Origin of the sequence: Streptomyces showdoensis, assembly GCF_039535475.1 — a bacterium.
Classification (GTDB): Bacteria; Actinomycetota; Actinomycetes; order Streptomycetales; family Streptomycetaceae; genus Streptomyces; species Streptomyces showdoensis.
Window position 1 is genome coordinate 1132891 of record NZ_BAAAXG010000026.1, and the last position, 21204, is coordinate 1154094.

The 21204-nt window shown below is 74.2% G+C and carries 20 protein-coding genes and 1 pseudogene; 11 read left to right on the forward strand and 10 right to left on the reverse strand.

Annotation, left to right across the window (positions count from 1 at the left end; all coding sequences use genetic code 11):
- The first annotated feature begins 75 nt into the window (after positions 1 to 75).
- The 3 genes and pseudogenes from ABD981_RS17850 (at position 76) to ABD981_RS17860 (ending at position 2351) form a co-directional block, all read left to right on the forward strand.
- Positions 76 to 555 carry a hypothetical protein gene (locus tag ABD981_RS17850; protein WP_046906548.1) on the forward strand — a complete coding sequence of 160 codons (480 nt, stop codon included), beginning with the start codon at positions 76 to 78 and terminating at the stop codon, positions 553 to 555.
- Positions 556 to 569: 14 nt separating this feature from the next.
- Positions 570 to 1235 (forward strand): annotated as a pseudogene (locus tag ABD981_RS17855) (futalosine hydrolase); the annotation flags it as partial.
- Between the two features lie 267 nt (positions 1236 to 1502).
- Positions 1503 to 2351, forward strand: coding sequence for a 1,4-dihydroxy-6-naphtoate synthase (locus ABD981_RS17860; RefSeq protein WP_205628123.1), 849 nt, complete (start codon positions 1503 to 1505; stop codon positions 2349 to 2351).
- Between the two features lie 18 nt (positions 2352 to 2369).
- On the opposite strand, the gene ABD981_RS17865 is transcribed toward ABD981_RS17860, so the two are convergent.
- Positions 2370 to 2753 carry a cold-shock protein gene (locus tag ABD981_RS17865; protein WP_046906547.1) on the reverse strand — a complete coding sequence of 128 codons (384 nt, stop codon included), beginning with the start codon at positions 2751 to 2753 and terminating at the stop codon, positions 2370 to 2372.
- A 166-nt stretch (positions 2754 to 2919) separates the two neighbouring features.
- Between ABD981_RS17865 and ABD981_RS17870 the strand changes: the two genes are divergently transcribed.
- Complete coding sequence (locus ABD981_RS17870; protein WP_046906546.1) at positions 2920 to 3207, forward strand: hypothetical protein; 288 nt, start codon at positions 2920 to 2922, stop codon at positions 3205 to 3207.
- On the opposite strand, the gene ABD981_RS17875 is transcribed toward ABD981_RS17870, so the two are convergent.
- Positions 3195 to 3839, reverse strand: coding sequence for an HAD family hydrolase (locus ABD981_RS17875; protein WP_046906545.1), 645 nt, complete (start codon positions 3837 to 3839; stop codon positions 3195 to 3197). The two genes, ABD981_RS17870 and ABD981_RS17875, sit on opposite strands and share 13 nt — an antisense overlap.
- 78 nt (positions 3840 to 3917) lie before the next feature.
- Here ABD981_RS17875 and ABD981_RS17880 point away from each other — a divergent pair, with 78 nt between their 5' ends.
- The 4 genes from ABD981_RS17880 (at position 3918) to ABD981_RS17895 (ending at position 8324) form a co-directional block, all read left to right on the forward strand.
- Entirely contained in the window at positions 3918 to 4919 is a 1002-nt protein-coding gene (locus tag ABD981_RS17880) for a FecCD family ABC transporter permease (protein WP_046906544.1), read from the forward strand.
- Positions 4916 to 5977, forward strand: coding sequence for a FecCD family ABC transporter permease (locus ABD981_RS17885; protein WP_046906543.1), 1062 nt, complete (start codon positions 4916 to 4918; stop codon positions 5975 to 5977). The genes ABD981_RS17880 and ABD981_RS17885 overlap by 4 nt, the downstream gene beginning before the upstream one ends.
- On the forward strand, positions 5974 to 6792 hold the full coding sequence (locus ABD981_RS17890) for an ABC transporter ATP-binding protein (RefSeq protein ID WP_123954296.1): 819 nt from the start codon (positions 5974 to 5976) through the stop codon (positions 6790 to 6792). Before ABD981_RS17885 ends, ABD981_RS17890 begins: the two co-directional genes overlap by 4 nt.
- A gap of 89 nt (positions 6793 to 6881) precedes the next feature.
- Positions 6882 to 8324 carry a hypothetical protein gene (locus ABD981_RS17895; RefSeq protein WP_046906542.1) on the forward strand — a complete coding sequence of 481 codons (1443 nt, stop codon included), beginning with the start codon at positions 6882 to 6884 and terminating at the stop codon, positions 8322 to 8324.
- 7 nt (positions 8325 to 8331) lie between these two features.
- On the opposite strand, the gene ABD981_RS17900 is transcribed toward ABD981_RS17895, so the two are convergent.
- Positions 8332 to 9159, reverse strand: a complete 828-nt coding sequence (locus tag ABD981_RS17900; RefSeq protein ID WP_046906541.1) for a hypothetical protein — start codon at positions 9157 to 9159, stop codon at positions 8332 to 8334.
- Between the two features lie 41 nt (positions 9160 to 9200).
- On the opposite strand from ABD981_RS17900, the gene ABD981_RS17905 reads away from it, so the two are divergent.
- Positions 9201 to 11750, forward strand: a complete 2550-nt coding sequence (locus ABD981_RS17905; protein WP_123954295.1) for a helicase C-terminal domain-containing protein — start codon at positions 9201 to 9203, stop codon at positions 11748 to 11750.
- A 71-nt stretch (positions 11751 to 11821) separates the two neighbouring features.
- Here the strand turns inward: ABD981_RS17905 and ABD981_RS17910 are convergent, their stop codons facing one another.
- From ABD981_RS17910 to ABD981_RS17930, 5 genes are all read right to left on the reverse strand, one after another.
- On the reverse strand, positions 11822 to 13363 hold the full coding sequence (locus tag ABD981_RS17910; RefSeq protein ID WP_046906647.1) for an HAD-IA family hydrolase: 1542 nt from the start codon (positions 13361 to 13363) through the stop codon (positions 11822 to 11824).
- Between the two features lie 113 nt (positions 13364 to 13476).
- Positions 13477 to 14562 (reverse strand): ABC transporter ATP-binding protein, encoded by a 1086-nt coding sequence (locus tag ABD981_RS17915; protein WP_046906540.1) that lies wholly within the window; start codon positions 14560 to 14562, stop codon positions 13477 to 13479.
- 2 nt (positions 14563 to 14564) lie between these two features.
- Positions 14565 to 15413, reverse strand: a complete 849-nt coding sequence (locus ABD981_RS17920; RefSeq protein ID WP_046906539.1) for an ABC transporter permease — start codon at positions 15411 to 15413, stop codon at positions 14565 to 14567.
- The gene (locus ABD981_RS17925) at positions 15401 to 16336 is read right to left on the reverse strand and encodes an ABC transporter permease (RefSeq protein ID WP_046906538.1); all 936 of its coding nucleotides are present in this window, start codon (positions 16334 to 16336) and stop codon (positions 15401 to 15403) included. The genes ABD981_RS17920 and ABD981_RS17925 overlap by 13 nt, the downstream gene beginning before the upstream one ends.
- Complete coding sequence (locus ABD981_RS17930; RefSeq protein ID WP_240495133.1) at positions 16333 to 17505, reverse strand: ABC transporter substrate-binding protein; 1173 nt, start codon at positions 17503 to 17505, stop codon at positions 16333 to 16335. Before ABD981_RS17930 ends, ABD981_RS17925 begins: the two co-directional genes overlap by 4 nt.
- A 218-nt stretch (positions 17506 to 17723) precedes the next feature.
- Here ABD981_RS17930 and ABD981_RS17935 point away from each other — a divergent pair, with 218 nt between their 5' ends.
- Both ABD981_RS17935 and ABD981_RS17940 read left to right on the forward strand, forming a co-directional pair.
- Positions 17724 to 18467, forward strand: a complete 744-nt coding sequence (locus ABD981_RS17935; RefSeq protein WP_046906537.1) for a GntR family transcriptional regulator — start codon at positions 17724 to 17726, stop codon at positions 18465 to 18467.
- Positions 18468 to 18597: 130 nt separating this feature from the next.
- Complete coding sequence (locus ABD981_RS17940) at positions 18598 to 20238, forward strand: DNA repair helicase XPB (RefSeq protein WP_046906536.1); 1641 nt, start codon at positions 18598 to 18600, stop codon at positions 20236 to 20238.
- A gap of 58 nt (positions 20239 to 20296) precedes the next feature.
- Here ABD981_RS17940 and ABD981_RS17945 read toward each other — a convergent pair whose 3' ends face one another.
- Complete coding sequence (locus ABD981_RS17945) at positions 20297 to 20758, reverse strand: RICIN domain-containing protein (protein WP_165590911.1); 462 nt, start codon at positions 20756 to 20758, stop codon at positions 20297 to 20299.
- 243 nt (positions 20759 to 21001) lie between these two features.
- Entirely contained in the window at positions 21002 to 21184 is a 183-nt protein-coding gene (locus tag ABD981_RS17950) for a hypothetical protein (protein WP_046906535.1), read from the reverse strand.
- Between the last annotated feature and the right edge of the window lie 20 nt (positions 21185 to 21204).

Below are 21204 nucleotides of genomic sequence, written 5' to 3' on the forward strand. Positions count from 1 at the left end.
ACAACGGGTCGCTCCGAGGGCGGCACGCCGTACCCCCGCGTGGCGTGGACGCGGCGGCCCGATAGCCTTCGGCCCATGACCGTTGCGTTCCTCACCCGCAAGCGCCGCCGGGCCGTCGTGGCCATCGGGGCCGTCTCCGCCGGGCTCCTCGTCCTCTCCGCCTGCGACAAGCCGACGCCGCTCGCGACCGTGACGGTCGGGACCGAGTCGGTGAACTCCGAGGCGGCCTGCTACAACGACGGCGACCCCATCAAGGAGTCGCAGATCCCGGCCTGCCTCAACAAGAAGGCCGAGAAGTCCATCAGCGTCGAGTCCGACGACAAGATCCGCTTCGGCGTCGACCCGGAGATCGCCGAGAACGGCTGGACCATCTTCCTGGGCGGCCAGCAGGCCGAGCCGGAGCCGTACAAGAAGACGTACCGGACCATCCCGGCCAGCGCCTTCTTCTCCAGCCAGTCGGGCGAGTCGACGAACAAGACCCAGGTCACGATCGTCGAGAACACCGGCAAGACCGTGACCGGCATCTGGCACTTCGAGCTCAAGAAGAAGTCCTGATCCACCGGATCCTCATCGTGACCGCGGTGGCGGCGGAGGCCGACTCCGTCGCCGGCGGTCTCGGGTCCGCCGGGCCGGGCGGGGGCGAGTCCCCGCTGCCCGGCGGCTTCGTCCTGCGCCGCCACGCGCGGGCCGACGTGCTCGTCGCGGGCGTAGGTCCCGCGGCCGCCGCGGCCGCCACGGCGACGGCCTTGGCCTGTGCCCCCGACCCGTACGCGCTCGTCGTGTCGGCCGGGATCGCCGGGGGTTTCGCGCCGCACGCCCCGATCGGGGCGGTCGTGGTGTCGGACGCCGTCGTCGGGGCCGACCTGGGGGCACAGACGCCCGAGGGCTACCTGCCCGTCGACGCGCTCGGCTTCGGGCGCTCGGTGCACCCGGTGGACGAGCGGCTCGTCGCACGGATCGCGGGCGCGCTCGCGGACGGCGGGCGGCCGTGCGCCGTCGGGCCCGTACTGACCGTATCCACGGTCACCGGCACCGCCGCCCGCGCCGCCGAACTGGCGGAACGTCATCCCGGCGCCGTCGCCGAGGCGATGGAGGGCTTCGGGGTGGCCGAGGCGGCCGCCGCGCACGGCCTGCCGGTGGTGGAGGTCCGGGCCGTGTCCAACGCCGTCGGCCCGCGCGACCGCGCCGCCTGGCGCATCGGCGAGGCCCTGGGCGCCCTGCGGGACACCTTCGCGCTGCTCGACCGGGACGTGTTCGGAACCGTCGCGGAACACCCCGGGACGCACCCGCGCGCCACCGCCGGCCCGACCGCCGGCCCGACCGCCGCGCCCACCGCCGCGCCCACCGGCCTGCCCACCGCAGGGCCGGTCACCGAACCTGCCGCCGAGGCGGCCACCGAGCCCGCAGCCGGGCCGGCGGTCGGGTCCGCCGCCGGGCCCGCAGCCCGCACCACCCCCGCCGCCCCCCGTCGTCCCCGCCCCCGTGGAGTCGGAGCCCCCGTCGTGACCAAGCTGAAGATCGCCTACTCGCCCTGCCCGAACGACACCTTCGTCTTCGACGCCTGGGCCCACGGCCGGGTCCCCGGGGCGCCCCGGCTCGACGTGACCTTCGCCGACATCGATCTCACCAACGGCTGGGCCGAGGGCGGCGAGGCCCCGTACGACGTCCTGAAGGTGTCGTACGCCGTGCTGCCGTGGGTGCTCGACGAATACGCCCTGCTGCCCTGCGGCGGCGCTCTGGGGCGCGGCTGCGGGCCGCTGGTACTGACCCGGGAGCCGGGGGCGGACCTGACCGGGAAGACGGTCGCCGTGCCGAGCGAGCGTTCGACGGCCTATCTGCTGTTCCGGCTGTGGGCGGCGGACGTCGTCCCGGGCGGGGTCGGCGAGGTCGTGGTGCTGCCGTTCCACGAGATCATGCCCGCCGTGCGGGACGGCAAGGTCGACGCGGGGCTCGTCATCCACGAGGCCCGCTTCACGTACCGGAACTACGGCCTGCACGCGCTGGCCGACATGGGCGAGCACTGGGAGCACACCACCGGGCTGCCCATCCCGCTCGGCGCGATCATCGCCAAGCGCTCGCTGGGCGAGGACACCCTGCGGCTGCTCGCCGAGTCGGCGCGGGCATCGGTCCGGATGGCCTGGGACGACCCGTCCGTCTCCCGGCCGTACGTACTGGAGCACGCGCAGGAGATGGACCCGAAGGTGGCCGATCAGCACATCGGTCTCTACGTCAACGAGTTCACCGCGGACCTCGGCGAGACCGGTTACGCGGCGGTGCGCGGGCTGCTCACGCGCGCCGCGGCCGAGGGGCTCGTACCGCCCCTCGGCCCGGACGCGCTGCGCTTCCCCTAGCGGAGGGGGGACGGGCGACTAGACGTCGAGCTGGTCGGCGACCGCCCGGAGCATGCCGGCGATCTTCCCGCCGTGCGCCTTGTCGGGGTAGCGGCCGCGCTCCAGCTGCTGCGTGACGTTCTCCAGGAGCGTCGTGAGGTCCTGGACGATGGACGCCAGTTCGTCGGGCTTACGGCGCTGCGCCGCGGCGACGGACGGGGTCGGGTCCAGAACCGTCACCGAGAGCGCCTGGTCGCCGCGCTGTCCGGCGACCACGCCGAACTCGACGCGCTGGCCCGGCTTCAGGGCGTCGACGCCGTCCGGGAGCACCGACGAGTGCACGAAGACGTCGCCGCCGTCGTCGCGGGAGAGAAAGCCGAAGCCCTTCTCGCTGTTGAACCATTTGACCTTGCCGGTAGGCACGTCCGTCCTCGTCCTCGTACTCGATGGGTGCGCCGGGATTCCGGCTCGGGAAAGAGATACAGCGGGTCACTGATCGCGGACCCGCCGGCACCAAGGCTAATGGGATCAGGCCCGGTGACAAGACGTCGCCGGACTGTTGTCCGCGCCTGGGAACTACCCTGGCCGAATGCGTAGTGAAACCCCTTCGGCCCCCTCGACGCCCGCGGACGACAGCGCGCCGGGTGACGGCCTGGTCCGCGCCGGCGCGATCGTCTTCATCGTCGGCGCGGTGGCGACGCTGGTCACGGTGGCTCCGCTGTTCCTCGGAACGAAGCCGTTCCCGACCGTCGCCTACCTCGTCTCCATGCTGATGGGCGTCGGATTCCTCGTCGCCGGCGCCGGGGTGTTCCGCTCGATCGCCGTCCAGCGGCGCCGGGCCCGCGCGGTCCAGGCCGCGACGGTTCAGCCCCGGTAGGCCTCCCACCAGGCACGGAAGTCCGTCAGGTCGTCGAGGACCACGTCCGCGCCGGCCGCGCGCAGCTCCTCGGGGGCGCACGGGCCGGTCGCCACGGCGACCGAGAACGCGCCGGCGGTCATCGCCCCGCGCACGTCGCCGACGTGATCACCCACGTACACCCCCGCGCCGTGGGCACGGAGCGCCTCCGCCTTGCCCTCGGCGAACAGACCGCCGATGACGGCGTCCGGCTCGATGCCGAGGTGCGCGAAGTGCAGCTTGGCCTGCGGCTCGTTCTTGGCGGTCACCACGATGGTCCGGCCGCCGGCCTCGCGAACGGCTTGAATCGCATCCACCGCCCCGGGCATCGGCACGGTCGGCTCGATCGCGTGGACGCCGTAGAACTCCCGGTAGAGCGCCGCCATCTCCGGCACGCGCTCCTGCGGGAACCAGTGCGCGAGCTCCTGCTCCAGCGGCGGCCCGAGCCGGGTGACGACGAGCTCGGCGTCGACCGGGACGCCGGTGGCGGCCGAGAGGGCCTCGAACGCCGCCCTGATCCCGGGACGGGTGTCGAGCAGCGTGAGGTCGAGGTCGAAACCGACGGTGAGGGGGCTCAGGGGCACGGGCGCGGAGGTCGTCGTCATAGGGGTCATTGTGCCCGGGTGTTCGAAAGGGGCCGCTGTCTAGACTTAGCCAAGCCTTACCGAACCTCGTCCCTCTGATGGGTGTACATGACCGCCCCACGTACCCGGCGCGCCGTCGCGACCGGCGCGGCCCTCGCCGCCCTGGTGCTCGCGATCCTGCTGAGCCTCGCGGTCGGCGCCCGCGCCGTCCCCCCGTCCACCGTCGTCGACGCCCTGCTGCACGGCGCGACGAGCCCCGACGCCGAGGTCGTACGGGAGCTGCGGGTGCCCCGCACCCTGATCGGCCTCATGGTCGGCGCCGCGCTCGCCCTCGCCGGGACCGCCCTGCAGGGCATCACCCGCAACCCGATCGCCGACCCCGGCATCCTCGGCATCAGCCAGGGAGCCTCGGTCGGCGTCGTGCTCGCCATCGCGTTCGCCGGGGTGCACTCCCTCACCGGGTACGTCTGGTTCGCCTTCGCCGGCGCCGCGCTCGCCTCCGTCGCCGTGTACGCGATCGCCTCCCGCGGCCGCGGCGGCGCCACCCCGGTGAAGCTGGCGCTCGGCGGGGCGGCGATCAACGCGCTGCTGCTCTCCGTGACGACCGGGGTCCTCACCACGAAGGCGTCCGCCCTCGACGAGTTCCGGTTCTGGCAGATCGGCTCGCTGGACGGCCGGGACGCCCAGATCGTCGCCCAGATCTGGCCCTTCCTGCTGCTCGGCACCGTCCTCGTGGTCTCCGTCGCCCGCGGCCTGGACGCGCTCGCCCTCGGCGAGGACGTCGCCAAGGGCCTCGGCCAGCGGGTCGCGACCGTGCGGATCGTCGGCGGCCTCGGCGCGACCGTGCTGACCGGCGCCGCCGTCGCAGCCGCCGGCCCGATCGCCTTCGTCGGCCTCGCCGTCCCGCACATCGCCCGCGCGGTCGTCGGCAGCGACCACCGCTGGGTGCTGCCCATGGCGGCGCTCATCGGACCCGTGATGCTGCTGGTGTCGGACGTCCTCGGCCGCATCCTCTTCCCGCCGGGCGAGGTCCCGGCGGGCGTGATGACCGCCCTGATCGGCGTGCCGTTCCTGGTGACGCTGGTGCGCCGGAAGGCGGTGCCCGCGTGAGCGCCACCACCGCCCCCGTGCGCCCCGCCGGGTACGGGCTCGTGCGCGCCGGGCGCGCCTCCTTCCTCGTCCACCGGCGCTCCGCGCTCGTCGCCGCAGGGCTCGTGCTGCTGCTGGCCGCGGTCTGCGTCGCGTACCTCTGCGTCGGCGAACGGTTCGTCGCCCCCGCCGAGGTCCTGAAGATCCTCGCCGGGGAGCGCGCGCCCGCCGCCTTCGTCGTCGAGGACCTGCGGCTGCCGCGGCTCGCGACCGGGCTCATGGTCGGCGCCGCCTTCGGGATCGCGGGCGCGCTCATCCAGACCGTCGCCCGGAACCCGCTGGCCAGCCCCGACATCATCGGCATCAGCCAGGGCGCGGGCGCGGTGACCGTGGCGGCGATGACCTTCGGGCTCGCCTCGTACACCGTCCTGCCGTACCTCTCGATCGCCGGCGGCGTGCTCGCCGCCGCGCTCGTGTACGTGTTCGCCTGGCGGGGCGGGCTGCACGCCACCCGCTTCGTGCTCATCGGCATCGGCTTCGCCATCGCGCTGCGCTCGCTGACCACCCTGTTCATGACCAAGGGCGACTACCTGGTCGCCCAGCAGGCCCAGATCTGGATGACCGGCTCGCTCAACGGGCGCGGCTGGGACGAGTCCCTGCCGCTGCGGATCACGCTGCTCGTGATGCTGCCGGCCGTGCTGTGGGCGGCGCGCGCCCAGCGGACGGTGGCGCTCGACGACGACACGGCGACGGCGCTCGGGGTGCGGCTCGGGCGGGTCCGGCTCGGGCTCGTCGCGGTGGGCGTGATCCTGGCCTCGGTCGCCACGGGCGTCGCCGGACCGGTCGACTTCGTGGCGCTGCTCGCCCCGCAGATCGCCCGCCGGACCACCCGCACCGCCCAGATCCCGCTGCTGTGCTCGGCCCTCATGGGCGCGCTGGTCGTCGTCGCCGCCGACCTGCTGGGCCGGCGGCTCTTCTCCCCCGTCGAACTGCCGGTGGGCGTCCTCACGGCGGCGGTCGGCGCCCCGTACCTGATCTGGCTGATCATGCGCAGCCGTGGAGTAGGAGGCAGATCGTGAGCAGGCTTGCGACGCGGGAGCTGACCCTCGCGTACGAGGAGCGGACCGTCGTCCACGAGCTGGACCTGGCGATCCCCGACGGCCGGGTCACCGTCATCGTCGGCCCCAACGCGTGCGGCAAGTCGACCACGCTGCGGGCGCTCGGCCGGCTCCTCAAGCCCAGGGGCGGGGCCGTCCTGCTCGACGGCGAGGAGCTCGCGAAGGTCCCCACCAAGCGGATCGCCCGGTCCATCGGCCTGCTCCCGCAGACGCCCGTCGCCCCCGAGGCGATCACCGTCGGCGACCTCGTCGCGCGCGGCCGGCAGCCGCACCAGGCGTGGTGGAAGCAGTGGTCGGAGGAGGACGAGCGGGCGGTCGTCGACGCGATGGAACGCACCGACGTCGCCGCCCTGGCGCACCGCTCGGTGGACGAGCTCTCCGGCGGGCAGCGCCAGCGCGTGTGGATCGCGATGGCCCTCGCCCAGGAGACCGACCTGCTCCTCCTCGACGAGCCCACCACCTACCTCGACATCGCCCACCAGGTCGAGGTCCTGGACCTGGTCCGCCGCCTCAACCACGTCCGCGGCCGCACCGTCGTCCTCGTCCTCCACGACCTCAACCAGGCCGCGCGCTACGCGGACCACCTGGTCGCGATGAAGGCCGGCCGGGTGGTGGCGGAGGGCGCCCCGGGGGACGTCGTCACGGCGGAGCTCGTCCGCGAGGTGTTCGGCCTGGAGTCGGTGGTCGTGCCCGACCCGGTGACGGGGTCGCCCCTGGTGGTGCCGGGCGCGCCGTGGTCGGGGGCGGTGGAGGACGCGGAGCCGGTACGGGGGTGACCGGCGTGTAGTCCCTCTCCAGGGCGTTTCCGCACTCCAACGGGGCAACACCTCCTGCGGGGCGCCCGCCGGGGCGGGAGTCTGTGGGCATGGAACGCCGGACCAAGATCACGGTGCATCCGCCGAACAACCGCGGCCTGCGCGAGGTGCGCATCGGCGGCGAGACGGTGGGCAGCGTCTGGTCGCTGCGAGAACTGCGGACCCTGCTCCGGCGCCACGGCGTCCCTCCCGACCTGGACCCGGACGACAGGTCCCGCGTGTCCTGGCTGGGCGGCGGAAGCGACACCTGGCCCGATCACAGCTGGCGCAGGCACGCGGTGATCGTCCTGATGGTGGCGGGCCTGGTGACCGGCGGGGTCCTGCTGACCACGGTGGGCGCCCCGGACGCCTTCAACGCGCTGACCTTCGCGGGGCGGATCTCCGGGTTCCTGTTCATCCTCGGGGGCGTGACCGAGGTGGCGGCGGCCGTCGCGGCCGTCGACTACTGGGGCAAACGCGGCCTGACGGCCTCCGGGGCGATCGTCCTCGTGGGCGTCCTGATCGCCCTGACCGTCACCACCCTGCTGATCTTCCTGTGGTCCGAGGAGATGGAGTACACGCCGTACATGTGGGCGATCTTCCCTCTGTGCGCCTGGTCCCTGTGGGCACTGTGGGTGGTGATCAGGGGGAAGGTGTGGCGCGGCACTCCGCATCCGACGAAGATCGCGACCGGGGTGGTGGTCACCGCGCTGCTCGCCGCGGTGAACCTGGCCTACTCGGCCATGTACCAGCCCACCACGGCACCGGCGAAGCTGGACGTCTCTGCACGGTTCGGAGAAGCGCGCCTGGACCTCGACGAGCCGGTCTACCACGTTCCCGTGACGTTCCGGCTGAAGAACTCGGGCACCGTTCCCCTCTACATCCTCGCCGGCGACTGGTCCGTCTACGGGCGCGGGGGAAAGTACGTCGAGAAGAGCGAGGAACTGCGGGACCGCAGGACGGCACTCGAGCAGGGGGAGCACGACGCGTGGCGCCACGTCGAATCCGTCGGGGACACCTCCCTCGGCGTCGGCCCGTTCTCAGGACCCGGCAACTGGTACGAACCGGGTGAGGAGTTCAGCCAGGACAAGATCGTCGAGATCCCCAAGGCGTCGGAGTACGACACGGTCAAGGCCCAGCTGAAGCTCCACGTCATGCGGATGGACCGGGGAAGGATCGACCTCGCCGCCTTCAGCACGGAGCAGTACTCGTGGGACAAGGAGTCGGTCCTGTACTGCCCCGAGGAGAAGTGTCACGGCGAGTTCCTCGCCTACAACGCCCAGGTTCGCAACAACAACAACCTGGTCAACGTGACGCGGAAGCCTCGTTACGTGACCGCGTGGTGGGGCCTGGGCGAGGCCGACTCCAACTTCGACTCCAACATCTCCACGTTCAAGGGGAAGGGCTTCATGAGCGACGCCGAGACGGAGCGTGAGAACAAGAGATACGACCTGTTCACCGTCACCGCCGACGCCGCCATCCCCTTCGCCGACGTCGTGGACCCCCGCCCCTGAGCCCCGCTCACCCCCGCCGCGACCGCCACAGCAGGTACAGCCCCGACGCGATCGCCGCGGCCCGCAGGGTCCAGGGCCAGGTGTCGGAGAGGGCCGCTCCCAGCGCCTCGCCGCCCGGGGCCACCGGGTCGCCCCAGCGGCCGCCGACGCGGCCCCACAGCCAGACCGCGCCCGCGGTGACGGCGAGGCCCGGGAGGGTGAGGGCGGCGGCGCGGCGTTCGCGGGAGAAGTAGGTCAGCACCCAGCCCGCGGCGAGCGGGAGCAGCCAGCCGCCGGCCGCGCCCGTCAGGAGGAGGGCGGCGGAGACGAGCAGGAGGGGGCTGCCGAGGCGGAAGGAGAGACGGCGGCGGAGCGCCGCCCCGCGCTCCTCCGGTACGGCCTCCTCGTCAGCGTCTTCGGCGGTCGCGGCGTCGTCATCGGCGTCGTCCTCGGCGTCCGGCGGCTCCAGGAGCTCCGGGATCTCCACCCCGCCGTGAAAGCCGAGGGCGGCCGGGACGTCCATCGCGTCGACGACATCGCCGCCGGCCCCGGTGGCGTCCGCACGCCACCAGTCCGGCTCCCGGGGCGCGGGCACCGCCTCGGCCTCGGCCTCGGTGTCGGTGTCGGGCCGTGGACCCGGCACCCGGCGTGTCCCGTCGACCACCTCGTCCGGCGTACCCAGGTCGCCGAGGATCCCCCGCACCGGCTCCCCCTTCACCGTGCGGCGGCGTTCGATCTCGTCGCGCAGGCCCGTGACCAGCTCGCGGCGCTCGGCCGAGGGCATCCGGCGCTGCTGGGCCAGGTCGCCGACGCGGCTCAGATAGTCGAAGACCAACCGGTCGTTCTCGATCCCCACGGCACGACGTTAGCGCCTGCGCAGGGGCTAACGTGGTGCGGATGGGGATCGGTGAGCTGGACCGGGAGGCGCACGTGCCCGAGGCAACAGGTGTCGGCGCGGCGCCGCGCACCCTCGCGGAGGCGCTGCGCGCCGGTGGCGACGGGGGGATCGCCGCGCTGCTGCGGGCCCGCCCGGACCTGCTCTCGCCGGTGCCGAACGACCTGACGCAGCTGGCCACCCGGGCCGGCACCCGCGGTTCCGTGGTGCGGGCCCTGGAGCGGCTGGACCGGTTCGCGCTGCAGGCGGCCGAGGCGCTGGCCGTGGCGCCCGACCCCGCCCCCTACCCCGTACTGCTGGAGCTGCTGACCGGCGACGGCGGCGAGCCCGAGATCGAGGCGGCGCTGCCGCGCGCGGTCGGGGTGCTGCGCGAGCAGGCGCTGGTGTGGGGCGACGACGAGCGGCTGCGGCTGGTGCGGACGGCGCGCGAGCTGCTCGCCCCGTCGGCGCAGCACCCCTCGCCGACCGGGCTCGGCCCGACGGTCGCGGAGGCGACGGCGGGCATGTCGCCGGGCCGGCTCCAGGAGATCATCGCGGCGGCCGGGCTGCCCGCGACCCACGACCCGGTGTCGGCGGTCGCGGCGCTGACGAGCCTGTTCACGGACCGTACGAGGATGGCGGCGCTGCTCGACACCGCGCCGCCGGAGGCGCTCACGGTGCTCGACCGGCTGGTGTGGGGCCCGCCGTACGGGGAGGTGACGGCCAATCCGACGCCGCCGGTGCGCTGGCTGCGCGACCGGGGGCTGCTGCTCCCGGTGTCGACCCGGACGGTGGTGCTGCCCCGGGAGGCGGCGCTGCACCTGCGGGGCGGCCGGGCGCACCGCACGCCGGAGCCGGTGCCCCCCGTCGTGGGGACGGCCCGCGAGTACCGTCCCCAGGTGGTGGACAGCGCGGCGGCCGGCCAGGCGTACACGGCGCTGGCGACCGCCGAGGAGCTGCTGAAGTCCTGGGACCAGGGCGGCCCGCAGGTGCTGCGGGCCGGCGGCCTCGCCGTCCGCGACCTGAAGCGCACGGCCGCCGCCCTCGACACCGGCGAGCAGGTCGCCGCGTTCTGGCTGGAGCTGCTGTACGGGGCGGGACTGCTCGCCTCCGACGGGGAGGCCGACGAGCGCTACGCGCCGACCCCCGCGTACGACGACTGGCTCGACCTGCCGCCCGCCGAGCGCTGGGTGCGGCTCGTCGTCCCGTGGCTGGCCGCCACCCGCACCTCCGGCCTGGTCGGCACCCTGGACGGCAAGGGCCGCGCCCTCTCCGCCCTCGGCCCCGGACTCGACCGGGCGGCCGCCCCCGAGGTGCGCCACCGGGTCCTCGCCCTCCAGGCGACCCTCCCGCCGGGCTCCGCCGCCGACCGCGCCTCGGTGCTCGCCCGGCTGCGCTGGGACCGGCCGCTGCGGGGCGGCACCGGCGGCCCCGGCACCGACGACGGCGGCTCCGGCACCCCCGCCGACCTGCGCGCCCGGATCGCCGCCTGGACCCTCGACGAGGCCGAACTCCTCGGTGTCACCGGCCGCGGCGCGCTCGCCTCGCCCGCCCGCGCGCTGCTCAACCTGCCGCTCGCGGAGGCCGCCCCCGAATCCGCCCACCCGGGCGACTGCGAGCCGTCCGTCGCCGCCTCGCGGGCCGCGACCCTGCTGGCGCCGCTGCTGCCCGAGGCGGTCGACCACGTGCTGCTCCAGGCCGACCTGACGGCCGTCGCCCCGGGGCCGCTGCGCCGCCCGCTGGCGGAGGTGCTCTCGGTGCTCGCCGACGTGGAGTCGAAGGGCGGCGCGACCGTCTACCGCTTCACGCCCGGATCCGTACGCCGGGCCCTGGACGCCGGGCGCAGCGCGTCCGACCTGCACGACTTCCTGACCGCGCACGCGCGCACGCCGGTGCCGCAGCCGCTCTCGTACCTGATCGACGACGTGGCGCGGAAGCACGGGCACCTGCGGGTCGGCGCCGCGTCGGCGTACGTGCGCTGCGACGACGACGCGGTGCTCGGCGAGATCCTCGCCGACCGGCGGTCGGCCCCGCTGCGGCTGCGGCGGCTCGCCCCGACCGTGCTCGCCGCGCAGGCGGACCCGTCCGCGCTGCTCGACGGGCTGCGGGCGATGGGGTACGCGCCCGCGGCCGAGTCCGCCGAGGGCGACGTGCTGATCACCCGCGCCGACGCGTACCGCACCCCGCCGCGCACCCCTCCCGCCCCGGTCCCGGACGGCCCTCCCGCCCCGGACGCCACGCTGCTCACGGCGGCGGTGCGGGCGATCCGGGCGGGCGACCGGGCCGCCACCGTGGTCCGCAAGGAGCCCGCCACGCCGCTCGCGGCCGGCGAACTCCCCCGCACCTCGGCCGCCGAGACCCTGGCCACCGTGCAGGCCGCCGCCATGACCGGTTCGGCCGTGTGGATCGGCTACGTCAACGCGGAGGGCGCGGCCAGCCAGCGGGTCATCGCGCCGGTCCGGGTCGAGGGCGGCTTCGTGACCGGGTACGACCACACGGCCGACGAGGTGCGGACGTACCCGCTGCACCGGATCACGGGCGTGGCCGAGCTGGCGGACGACGAGACCGTCTGAGGCGCCCCGGGGCGCCTGGGACGTGCCTGTCGGATCACGCCGCGCGCCCCGCCCGATCCGGAGGACACGGCCTACAGGGCGAAGGCCGTCACCACCGCCGCGTGGTCCGACGGCCAGGCGTTCGCCGCGACGTCCGGCCACGGCGCGGGCGTGCCGGTGACCAGCGTGCGGGAGGCGAGGACGCGCAGGCCGCGGGCGTTGTGCAGGACGTAGTCGATGCGGTCCTGCGGCTCGGGGCGGCCCGCGTGCCCGCCCTCCTCCGGGTGCACGGGGTGGACCGGCGACCAGGTGTGTCCGGGGTCCCGTACGGGGTCGGGGCGGGCCTCCCGGTAGGAGTCGCGGAACCCCGCCTCCTCGGCGGCCTTCGTGACCGGCCAGGCGACCTCGGGCCAGTCGAGGTGCGAGGCCGCGTTGAAGTCGCCGACCAGGACCACGGGCCGCGCCCGCCCCGCCGCTCCCCCCGTGTCCCGGCCCGAGTCCTGGCCGGGGTCCTGCCCCGTGTCCTGCCCGGCCCCCTCCGCGATCCGCCGGAGCGTGTCCCGCATCTGCTCCAGGCGGACGTCCTCGTGGGCGATCAGCCGCTCGGCCGGGAGCCCGTCGAAGACGGCCTCGTACGGCCCGTACGGGGTGTGGTGGAGGTGCGCGGTCCACACGTCCACCTCGTGCTCGCCGTCGACGAGGATCCGGACGCCCGCCGCGCCGTAGAAGCCGACGTCCGGGTCGCCGAGCCGGGCGACGACCGGGTGGCGGCTGAGGATGCCGAGGTTCTCGCCGGCCTCGTGGTGGTGCCAGCCGAGCGCCTCGGCCAGCTCGCGGGTCGCGGTGCCGCCGGTCTCCTGGAGGCCCACGACGTCGGCGCCCGAGGCGCGGACGGCGGCGAGCTGCTTGGCCCGGTGGTCGTCGACGAGGGCGCCGCCGAGCCACAGGTTCCAGCTCATGACGGTGAGCCGACGGCCCGCCATGGCCCGCAGCCGGTCAGGGGTGACCCCGGTCAGCCCGTCCAGCACCGTCCGTCCGGGGGCCGCCCCGATCGGGGTCACCGAGGGGACCGCGAGCACCGCGCACCCCGCCGCCTCGGCGGAGGCGACCCCGGTGGGGGTGTCCTCGACGGCCACGCAGCGCGCGGGGTCGACGCCGAGGGCGCGGCAGGCCGCGAGGTACGGGTCGGGCTCGGGCTTGGTGCGCTCGGTGTCGTCCGCGGTGACCGAGACGGCGAACCCCGGTGCGCCGAGCGCTCCGAGGGCGTCGAGCACGGTGTCGGCGACGGCCCGGGGCGAGGCCGTGACCAGGGCGGTCGGCACCCCGTCCCGGGCGAGCGCGGCGAGCAGCGCGAGCGCGCCGGGCCGTGGCACGACCCCGGCCCGGACCCGCTCGGCGAACTCCCGGTGCAGCTCGGCCGCGAGGGCGTCGGCGGTGGCGGCCCGCGCGGCGAGGACACCGTCCCGGTCACCGGGGGCGCCGTCCGGCCCGGCCTCCGTCGCCAGCCAGGCCGCCGTGTGCTCGACCGGGCGGCCGAGGACGTCGGGGCGGTCGGCCTCGGTGAGGGGGCGGCCCGCGACCTGTTCCACCGCCTCCCACCACAGGCCCTCGGTGTCGACGAGCGTGCCGTCCATGTCGAACAGAACGGCGTGCAGGGGGAGTTCGTTGGTCACGCTGGTCGCTTTCTCTATCGCTTCGTACAAGAGCGGCTCGCGCCACCGGTCCAGTTGTCGCGCGAGCCGCGGTCTCAGGGGGTGCGGCGCTCCGCGACGAGGACCGGGCGCTCGCGCGGGGTCACCGTGACGGCGTCGCCGGCGGCGAGGGCGGCGGCCTCGTGGGTGGGCAGGTCTGCCTTGACCTCGGTGGTGTCGGCCAGCCGGACGGTGAGCCGGGTGGTGGCCCCGAGGAAGGCCGTGGCCACGACACGGGCGGAACAGGCGCCGTCCGTACCGACCTTGAGGTCCTCGGGACGGACGAGGACGTCGACCTCCGCCGTCGCGGGCGGCTCGCCGTCGACGGGGAGGCGGCGGCCGAGGACCTCGACCGTGCCGCCGTCGAGGCGTCCGGGGATCCGGCTCATGGTGCCGACGAACTCGGCGACGAAGGCGGTCGCGGGACGCCCGTACAGCTCGGCGGGGGCCGCGCACTGTTCGAGGCGCCCGGCGCGCATGACGGCGACCCGGTCGGCCATGGACAGGGCCTCCTCCTGGTCGTGCGTCACGAAGAGCGTGGTGATGCCGAGTTCGGACTGGATCCGGCGGATCTCCTCGCGCAGGGTGAGCCGCACCTTGGCGTCGAGCGCGGACAACGGCTCGTCGAGGAGCAGGACGCGCGGGCGCAGCGCGAGGGCGCGGGCGAGGGCGACGCGCTGCTGCTGACCGCCGGAGAGCTGGTGCGGGAAGCGCCCGCCCTTGTCGCCGAGGCCGACGAGGTCGAGCAGTTCGGCCGCCTGCCTGCGGCGTTCGGTCTTGCCGGTCTTGCGCATGCGCAGGCCGAAGGCGACGTTGTCGACGCAGTCGAGGTGGGGGAAGAGGCTGTACGACTGGAAGACCATGCCCGCGTCGCGCCGGTGGGCCGGCACGTGGGTGATGTCCCGGCCGTCGACGAGCACCGCCCCGGAGTCGGGGGTCTCGAAGCCGGCGAGCATGCGCAGGGCGGTGGTCTTGCCGCAGCCGGAGGGGCCGAGCAGGGCGAGCAGCTCGCCGGGCCGGACGGTCAGGTCGAGCCCGTCGAGCGCGGTGGTCGGCCCGAACTGGCGTCGCAGGCCGCGGAATTCGACGGTGGCGGCCTCGGCGGTGGCGGCGGGCGCGGCGTCGGTGGTGGTGACGGTCATGGTTATCCCTTGGCGGTACGGGTGCGGCGGGCGCCGGGCGCGCGGCCGCCGGCCCCGGCGAGGGCCAGGAGCAGCACCCAGGTGACGAGGAGGCTGAGCACGGAGACGGCCACGGACATCTGGGCCTGGGAGCCGGAGATGTTCACGATCCACACGGCGAAGGGCCGGAAGCCGAGCAGCTGGGCGACGGTGTACTCGCCGAGGACCAGGGCCAGGACGAGGAAGGCCGCGTTCATCAGCGCGCCGCGCAGGTTCGGCAGCACCGCGGTGACCAGGGCCCGGACCGGTCCGGCGCCGCAGCTGCGGGCGGCCTCGACGAGGGTGCGGACGTCGACGGCGCGCAGGCCGGCGTCGAGGGCCCGGTAGGTGAAGGGCAGCGCCATCACCACGTACGCGAGGACCAGGACGACGGGGAAGTCCGGGTTCTGCAGGGCGACGAAGGTCTGGAAGAGGGGGGTGCGGGCCAAGTGCTCGGGGCCCCACTTCAGGACGGTGCCGAGGCCGGCGACGAAGGCGATGGGCGGCACGACGAGCGGCAGCGAGCAGACCGCCTCGACGACCGGGCGCAGCCGGGGCGCGCCGAGCCGCAGGGCGACCAGGGCGGGCACCATGAGCAGCAGGACGACGGCGATGGTGACGGCGGCGAGGCCGAGCGAGAGCAGCAGGCTGGAGGTGAAGCCCTCGGTGCCGATGATCTTCGTGTACGCGTCGAGGGTGAGGCCCTGGCCCGGGACGTCGACGGTGAAGACGACGGAGGCGGCGAGCGGCACCAGGAAGTAGAGCCCGGCGAGGCCGAGGACCCAGCGGCGCCACTGGGGGCTCCGGGGAGCGGTGGGGGTCAGGCGAGCCATCGGGAGCTCCGGCGTTGCAGGGGCAGGTAGACGGCCATGACGAGCCCGGCGACGACGACCATGTCGAGGCTGAGGGCGAGCGCCACGTTCTCCTGGCCGACGAGGACGTTGCCGGAGAGGGCGTCGGAGATCTGCAGGGTGACGAGCGGGACGGCGCTGCCGACCATCGCGGCGGCCGTGGCGTACGCGGCGAAGGCGCTGCCGAAGAGCAGCACGAGCCCGCCGAGCAGGCTGGGCAGCAGCACGGGCAGGGCGACGTGCCGCCAGTACTGGACGGTGGTGGCGCCGTTGCTGCGGGCGGCCTCGCGCCACTGGGTGCGCAGGCCGTCGAGGGCGGGGGTGATGGTGAGCACCATGAGCGGGACGAGGAAGTACAGGTAGACGACGACCAGGCCCCAGAAGCTGTAGAGGCTCCAGCCCTTGTCGGCGAGGCCGAGGTGCCGGGTGAGGACGCCGGCGTTGCCGAGGGTGGCGACGAAGGCGAAGGCGAGCGGGACGCCGCCGAAGTTGGCGAGCACGCCGGAGGCGGTGAGCACGGCCTCGCGCAGGGCGCGGGAGCCGGTCACGACGGCCTGGGCGAGCGGCAGTCCGAGCAGGGCGGCGAGGACGGCGGCGGTCGCGGAGAGCTTGACGCTGCCGATCAGGGCGGTGAGGTAGGCGCCCTGGAGGGAGGTGGCCAGGTTCCCCGTGCCGTACGAGGCGGGGCCGCCGGCCGGGTCGTCGACGGTGAACGCGCCGCCGAGCATGGCGATCGCGGGGACGCCGAAGGCGACCGCGGTGAAGGCCAGCAGCGGGACGGCGGCGAGCCAGGCGGGGGCGCGGCGGCGGCGCGGCCGGGCATCGGGCCCGGCGCCGGGGGCGCGGCCCCGCCGCTTCCCGGAACCGGTCCGGGAGGCGGCGGGGGTGGTCAGGGTGCTCGTCATCCGGAGACGGCCTTGCCCCAGCCCTGCGCGAGGACCGTCTTGGCCTTGGCCTGCTGGGCCTCGGTCGGGAAGGACGGGATGCCGGAGACGGCGGGCAGCTTGAGGGCGGCCTGCGCGTCGAGGGTGCCGGCCTTGTCCATGGCGGGCATCAGGACGGGGCGGGCGAAGCCCTTGAGCCAGAGGTTCTGGCCCTCGGCGCTGTAGAGGTACTCCTGCCACAGGCGGGCGGCGGCGGGGTGCGGGGCGTCCTTGTTGATCGCCTGGGAGTAGTACATGGCGTAGCGGCCGTCGGTGGGGACGGCGACCTTCCAGTCGAGGCCCTTGGCCTTGAACTCCTGGGCGTAGCCGGCGTTGAGGTAGTCCCAGTCGATGCTGATGGGCGTCTCGCCCTTCTCGACGGTGGCCGGGGTGGACTCGACGGGGGTGTAGTTGCCGTTCTTCTTCAGCGCGGCGAAGAAGTCGAGGCCGGGCTGGATGTCGTCGAAGGAGCCGCCCTGGGCGAGCGCGGCCGCGTAGACGCCGCCGAAGGCGGAGCCGGACTTGGTGGGGTTGCCGTTGAGGGCGACCTGGCCCTTGTACTCGGGCTTGAGGAGGTCCTTGAAGGTGGCGGGGCAGTTCTTGACCCGCTTGGCGTCGCAGCCGATGGAGACGTAGCCGCCGTAGTCGTTGTACCAGCGGGCCTTCGGGTCCTTCTGGCCCTCGGGGATGTCGTTCCAGGCCGCGACCTTGTACGGGGCGAGGAGGCCCTGCTGGGCGGCGCTGAGCGCGAAGGAGCTGCCGAGGTCCAGGACGTCGGGGGCGCGGTCCTGGCCCTTGCGGGAGGTGACGGCGTTGACCTCGTCCTGGCTGGAGGCGTCCGGGTTCTCGACCTCGACCTTGATCCCGTACTTCTGCTGGAAGCCGTCGATGAGGGCGCCGTAGTTGGCCCAGTCGCGGGGCAGCGCGATGGCGTGCAGCGCGCCCTCCTTCTTGGCCGCCTTCACGAGGGCGTCCATGCCGCCGAAGTCGGCGGCGGAGGCCGCGGTGGCGGCGTTCTTGCCGTCGGGCGTGGTGGCGGCGTTCTCGGGGGCCGCGCCGCAGGCGGTGAGGGCGAGGGCGGCGACGAGGGCGAGGGAGCCGCCGAGGGCGGCGGTTCTCGGGAGGCTCAGCGGGGGCGTGGGGACGGGCACGGCTTCTCCAGGGGAGCGTCGGTCCAGGGGAGAGGTGATCAACTTGTATGGACAAGTTGGCCCCAGTACGCCGGGCGTCCGTGACGTGAACATGAACGGCAAGGGAACGGCCGCCCGCCATTCCCTGCACATTGGCAACGCTTTTCGGCCACTGACACGCTCAACTAGGCTGATGCCACTGCGCACTGAGGACGTCCTCGAAGCGCGAAGGGGGAACCATGCCGACGCCACGCCACGAGCGGATCGCCGAGGAACTGCGGCGGGCCATCGACCGCGAGGAGTACGCGGTCGGCAGCCGGCTGCCGACCGAGGCCGAGCTAGCCGCCCGCCACGACGCCTCCCGCGGCACCGTCCGCCAGGCCCTCGCCGCCCTCACCGCCGAGGGCCTGATCGGCTCCCGCCAGGGCGCCCGCCGGGTGGTCCTGGCCGGCCGCCGCAGCCAGAGCTTCGCCGAGCTGCGCAGCTTCGCCCAGTGGGCCCAGGCCATGGGCCGCACGGCGACCGGCCGGGTGGTCGAGCAGGAGTACCGCCCCGCCACCGCCGAGGACGCCGCCCGCCTCCACCTCGCCCCGGGCACCCCGCTCCTCAACGTGCTCCGGCTGCGCGGCCTGGACGGCGAGCCGGTGCTGATCGAGCGGAGCGTCTACGCCGACTGGATCTCCCCGACCGTCGCCTCCCTCGACCCGGAGTGCGCCTCGGTCACCCAGCGCCTGTACGAGGACACCGGCCTGGTCTTCGCCCACGGCGAGCACGTCATCGATGCCGTCGCCGCCGGCGCCCGCGACGCCGCCCTCCTCACCGTCCGCCGCACCAGCCCGCTGCTCCGCGTCCGCCGCGTCACCACGACCCACGACGGCCGCCCGGTCGAATGGTCCGACGACCGCTACCGCCCGGACGCGGTGAGCTTCACCGTCCACAACTCGATCGCCAACAACGCGCTGTCCCGGACGACGGCGGGCTGACGCGGCGGGCGCCGGGCTGACGCGGCGGGCGCCGGGCTGACGCGGCGGGCGCCGGGCTGCCCCTTCCCGCGCCGGTCGGGCAGACTGGATGTTTGGCCACGTTCGGCCGCGCGGAAGGGAAGCACGACACGTGAACGGTCCACTGATCGTCCAGAGCGACAAGACGCTCCTGCTGGAGGTCGACCACGAGCAGGCCGAGGCCTGCCGGCGGGTCATCGCGCCCTTCGCGGAGCTGGAGCGGGCGCCCGAGCACATCCACACCTACCGGGTCACCCCGCTCGGCCTGTGGAACGCGCGGGCCGCCGGGCACGACGCCGAGCAGGTCGTGGACGCGCTGGTGGAGTTCTCCCGGTACCCGGTGCCGCACGCGCTGCTCGTCGACATCGCAGAGACCATGGCCCGCTACGGGCGCCTCACCCTGTCCAAGCACCCCACGCACGGGCTGGTGCTCACCACCACCGACCGGCCGGTCCTGGAGGAGGTGCTGCGCTCGAAGAAGGTGCAGCCGCTGGTCGGGGAGCGGATCGACCCGGACACCGTGGCCGTGCACCCCTCCGAGCGGGGCCAGATCAAGCAGACCCTGCTCAAGCTGGGCTGGCCGGCCGAGGACCTCGCCGGGTACGTGGACGGCGAGGCGCACCGGATCGACCTCGCCGAGGACGGCTGGGCCCTGCGCCCGTACCAGCAGCAGGCCGTCGAGGGCTTCTGGCACGGCGGCTCCGGCGTCGTCGTACTGCCCTGCGGGGCGGGAAAGACGCTGGTCGGAGCGGGTGCCATGGCCAAGGCCAAGGCGACCACCCTGATCCTGGTGACCAACACGGTCTCGGCCCGGCAGTGGAAGCACGAGCTGGTGAAGCGGACCTCGCTCACCGAGGACGAGATCGGCGAGTACAGCGGGACCCGCAAGGAGATCCGGCCGGTCACCATCGCCACGTACCAGGTGCTCACCACCCGCCGGAAGGGGATCTACCCCCACCTGGAGCTCTTCGACTCCCGCGACTGGGGCCTGATCGTCTACGACGAGGTGCACCTGCTGCCGGCCCCCGTCTTCAAGTTCACCGCCGACCTCCAGGCGCGCCGCCGGCTCGGCCTCACGGCGACGCTGGTACGCGAGGACGGGCGCGAGTCCGACGTCTTCTCGCTGATCGGGCCCAAGCGCTTCGACGCGCCGTGGAAGGAGATCGAGGCGCAGGGCTACATCGCGCCCGCCGACTGCGTCGAGGTCCGGGTCGACCTGACCGACTCGGAGCGGCTCGCCTACGCGACGGCGGAGGCGGAGGAGAAGTACCGCTTCTGCGCGACGACGGCGACCAAGCGGAAGGTGACCGAGGCGCTGGTCAAGAAGTTCGCCGGGCAGCAGATCCTCGTCATCGGCCAGTACATCGACCAGCTCGACGAGCTCGGCGAGCACCTGAACGCCCCGGTGATCAAGGGCGAGACCTCGAACGCGCAGCGCGAGAAGCTCTTCGACGCGTTCCGCAACGGCGAGATCAGCGTGCTGGTCGTCTCCAAGGTCGCGAACTTCTCGATCGACCTGCCCGAGGCGACGGTCGCCATCCAGGTCTCGGGCACCTTCGGCTCCCGGCAGGAGGAGGCCCAGCGGCTGGGCCGGGTGCTCCGCCCGAAGGCCGACGGCCACCAGGCGCACTTCTACTCGGTCGTCGCCCGCGACACGATCGACCAGGACTTCGCCGCGCACCGGCAGCGCTTCCTGGCCGAGCAGGGGTACGCGTACCGGATCCTCGACGCGAGCGAGCTGCTGGCGCCCTGAGGAACGGGAAGGGCGGCCCCGGGCACGGGGCCGCCCTTCCGCCTCCGCCGGGTCCGGACTACCAGCGCGGGACGCCGCCCCACAGCTGGTTGGCGCCCTTGTGGCAGCTCCACTGGTTCGCCCGCGCGCCCCAGGTCGAGCTCCAGCCGCCGATCTCCAGGCACTTGCCGCTGTGGACGTTGACGAGGGCCATGGCCCCGGTGCCGTCGCCGGGGTAGTCGATCGCGTACCAGACCTGGTTGGCACCGCCGGTGCAGTCCCACTGTCCGACGGCGGCGCCGTCGTTCGTGCCCCAGCCGACGACCTCCAGGCACTTGCCCGAGTTCTTGTTGATCAGCCGCCAGCGGTTGTCGGGGTACTGCTGGTCGAAGTACCAGGTCTGGTGGAGCTGGTCGCTGCAGGGCCACTGGCTGGCGACCGCGCCGTTGTTCTTCGACTGCTGGTAGATCTCCAGGCACAGGCCGCTGGAGCCGTTGGTCACTCGCTGGACGTTCATCGCCGCCGCCGGCGTGGCCGCCATGCCGATGAGGAAGGTGAACGCCAGAGCGAGTCCGCCGATGAAAGAGCGTCGTAGCGATCGCATCATGTCCCCCGTTGTCGTACCTAGCGGGGAGCACGCGTGCGTGTCGAAGACGCGGCACTGGAGCGCACCCCCCGTGTCTCCTTGCCCGGTCATTAGATCATCCCGGCCGGGACATCTCGATGCGGAGAGCGCCGAGTTGGCGCACGGGCGACAGACCCCCGGGGGGAGCGGCCGGGCCGGTCAGCCCTCGTGGACGGGGCGCGGGTCGCGGACCCCCGCCTCCTCGTCGTGCACCCCGAGGACGACGACGGCGACGAGCGCGCCGCCGAAGGCGCGTATCGCGCGCAAGGGGGCGGAGGCCAGGCGGCGGGCGCGGGGCAGGCTGGGGACGGTGGGCGCGGGGGTGAGGGTCGTGGCGGTCATGCATCCATGATGGAATCCGG

Bases quoted from the DNA above. Each gene is read 5' to 3' on its own strand.
- ABD981_RS17850 (WP_046906548.1), top strand. From the start codon at position 76: ATGACCGTTGCGTTCCTCACCCGCAAGCGCCGCCGGGCCGTCGTGGCC.
- ABD981_RS17870 (WP_046906546.1), top strand. From the start codon at position 2,920: ATGCGTAGTGAAACCCCTTCGGCCCCCTCGACGCCCGCGGACGACAGC.
- ABD981_RS17875 (WP_046906545.1), bottom strand. From the start codon at position 3,839: ATGACCCCTATGACGACGACCTCCGCGCCCGTGCCCCTGAGCCCCCTC.
- ABD981_RS17880 (WP_046906544.1), top strand. From the start codon at position 3,918: ATGACCGCCCCACGTACCCGGCGCGCCGTCGCGACCGGCGCGGCCCTC.
- ABD981_RS17895 (WP_046906542.1), top strand. From the start codon at position 6,882: ATGGAACGCCGGACCAAGATCACGGTGCATCCGCCGAACAACCGCGGC.
- ABD981_RS17905 (WP_123954295.1), top strand. From the start codon at position 9,201: ATGGGGATCGGTGAGCTGGACCGGGAGGCGCACGTGCCCGAGGCAACA.
- ABD981_RS17910 (WP_046906647.1), bottom strand. From the start codon at position 13,363: ATGGACGGCACGCTCGTCGACACCGAGGGCCTGTGGTGGGAGGCGGTG.
- ABD981_RS17915 (WP_046906540.1), bottom strand. From the start codon at position 14,562: ATGACCGTCACCACCACCGACGCCGCGCCCGCCGCCACCGCCGAGGCC.
- ABD981_RS17920 (WP_046906539.1), bottom strand. From the start codon at position 15,413: ATGGCTCGCCTGACCCCCACCGCTCCCCGGAGCCCCCAGTGGCGCCGC.
- ABD981_RS17925 (WP_046906538.1), bottom strand. From the start codon at position 16,336: ATGACGAGCACCCTGACCACCCCCGCCGCCTCCCGGACCGGTTCCGGG.
- ABD981_RS17935 (WP_046906537.1), top strand. From the start codon at position 17,724: ATGCCGACGCCACGCCACGAGCGGATCGCCGAGGAACTGCGGCGGGCC.
- ABD981_RS17945 (WP_165590911.1), bottom strand. From the start codon at position 20,758: ATGGCGGCCACGCCGGCGGCGGCGATGAACGTCCAGCGAGTGACCAAC.
- ABD981_RS17950 (WP_046906535.1), bottom strand. From the start codon at position 21,184: ATGACCGCCACGACCCTCACCCCCGCGCCCACCGTCCCCAGCCTGCCC.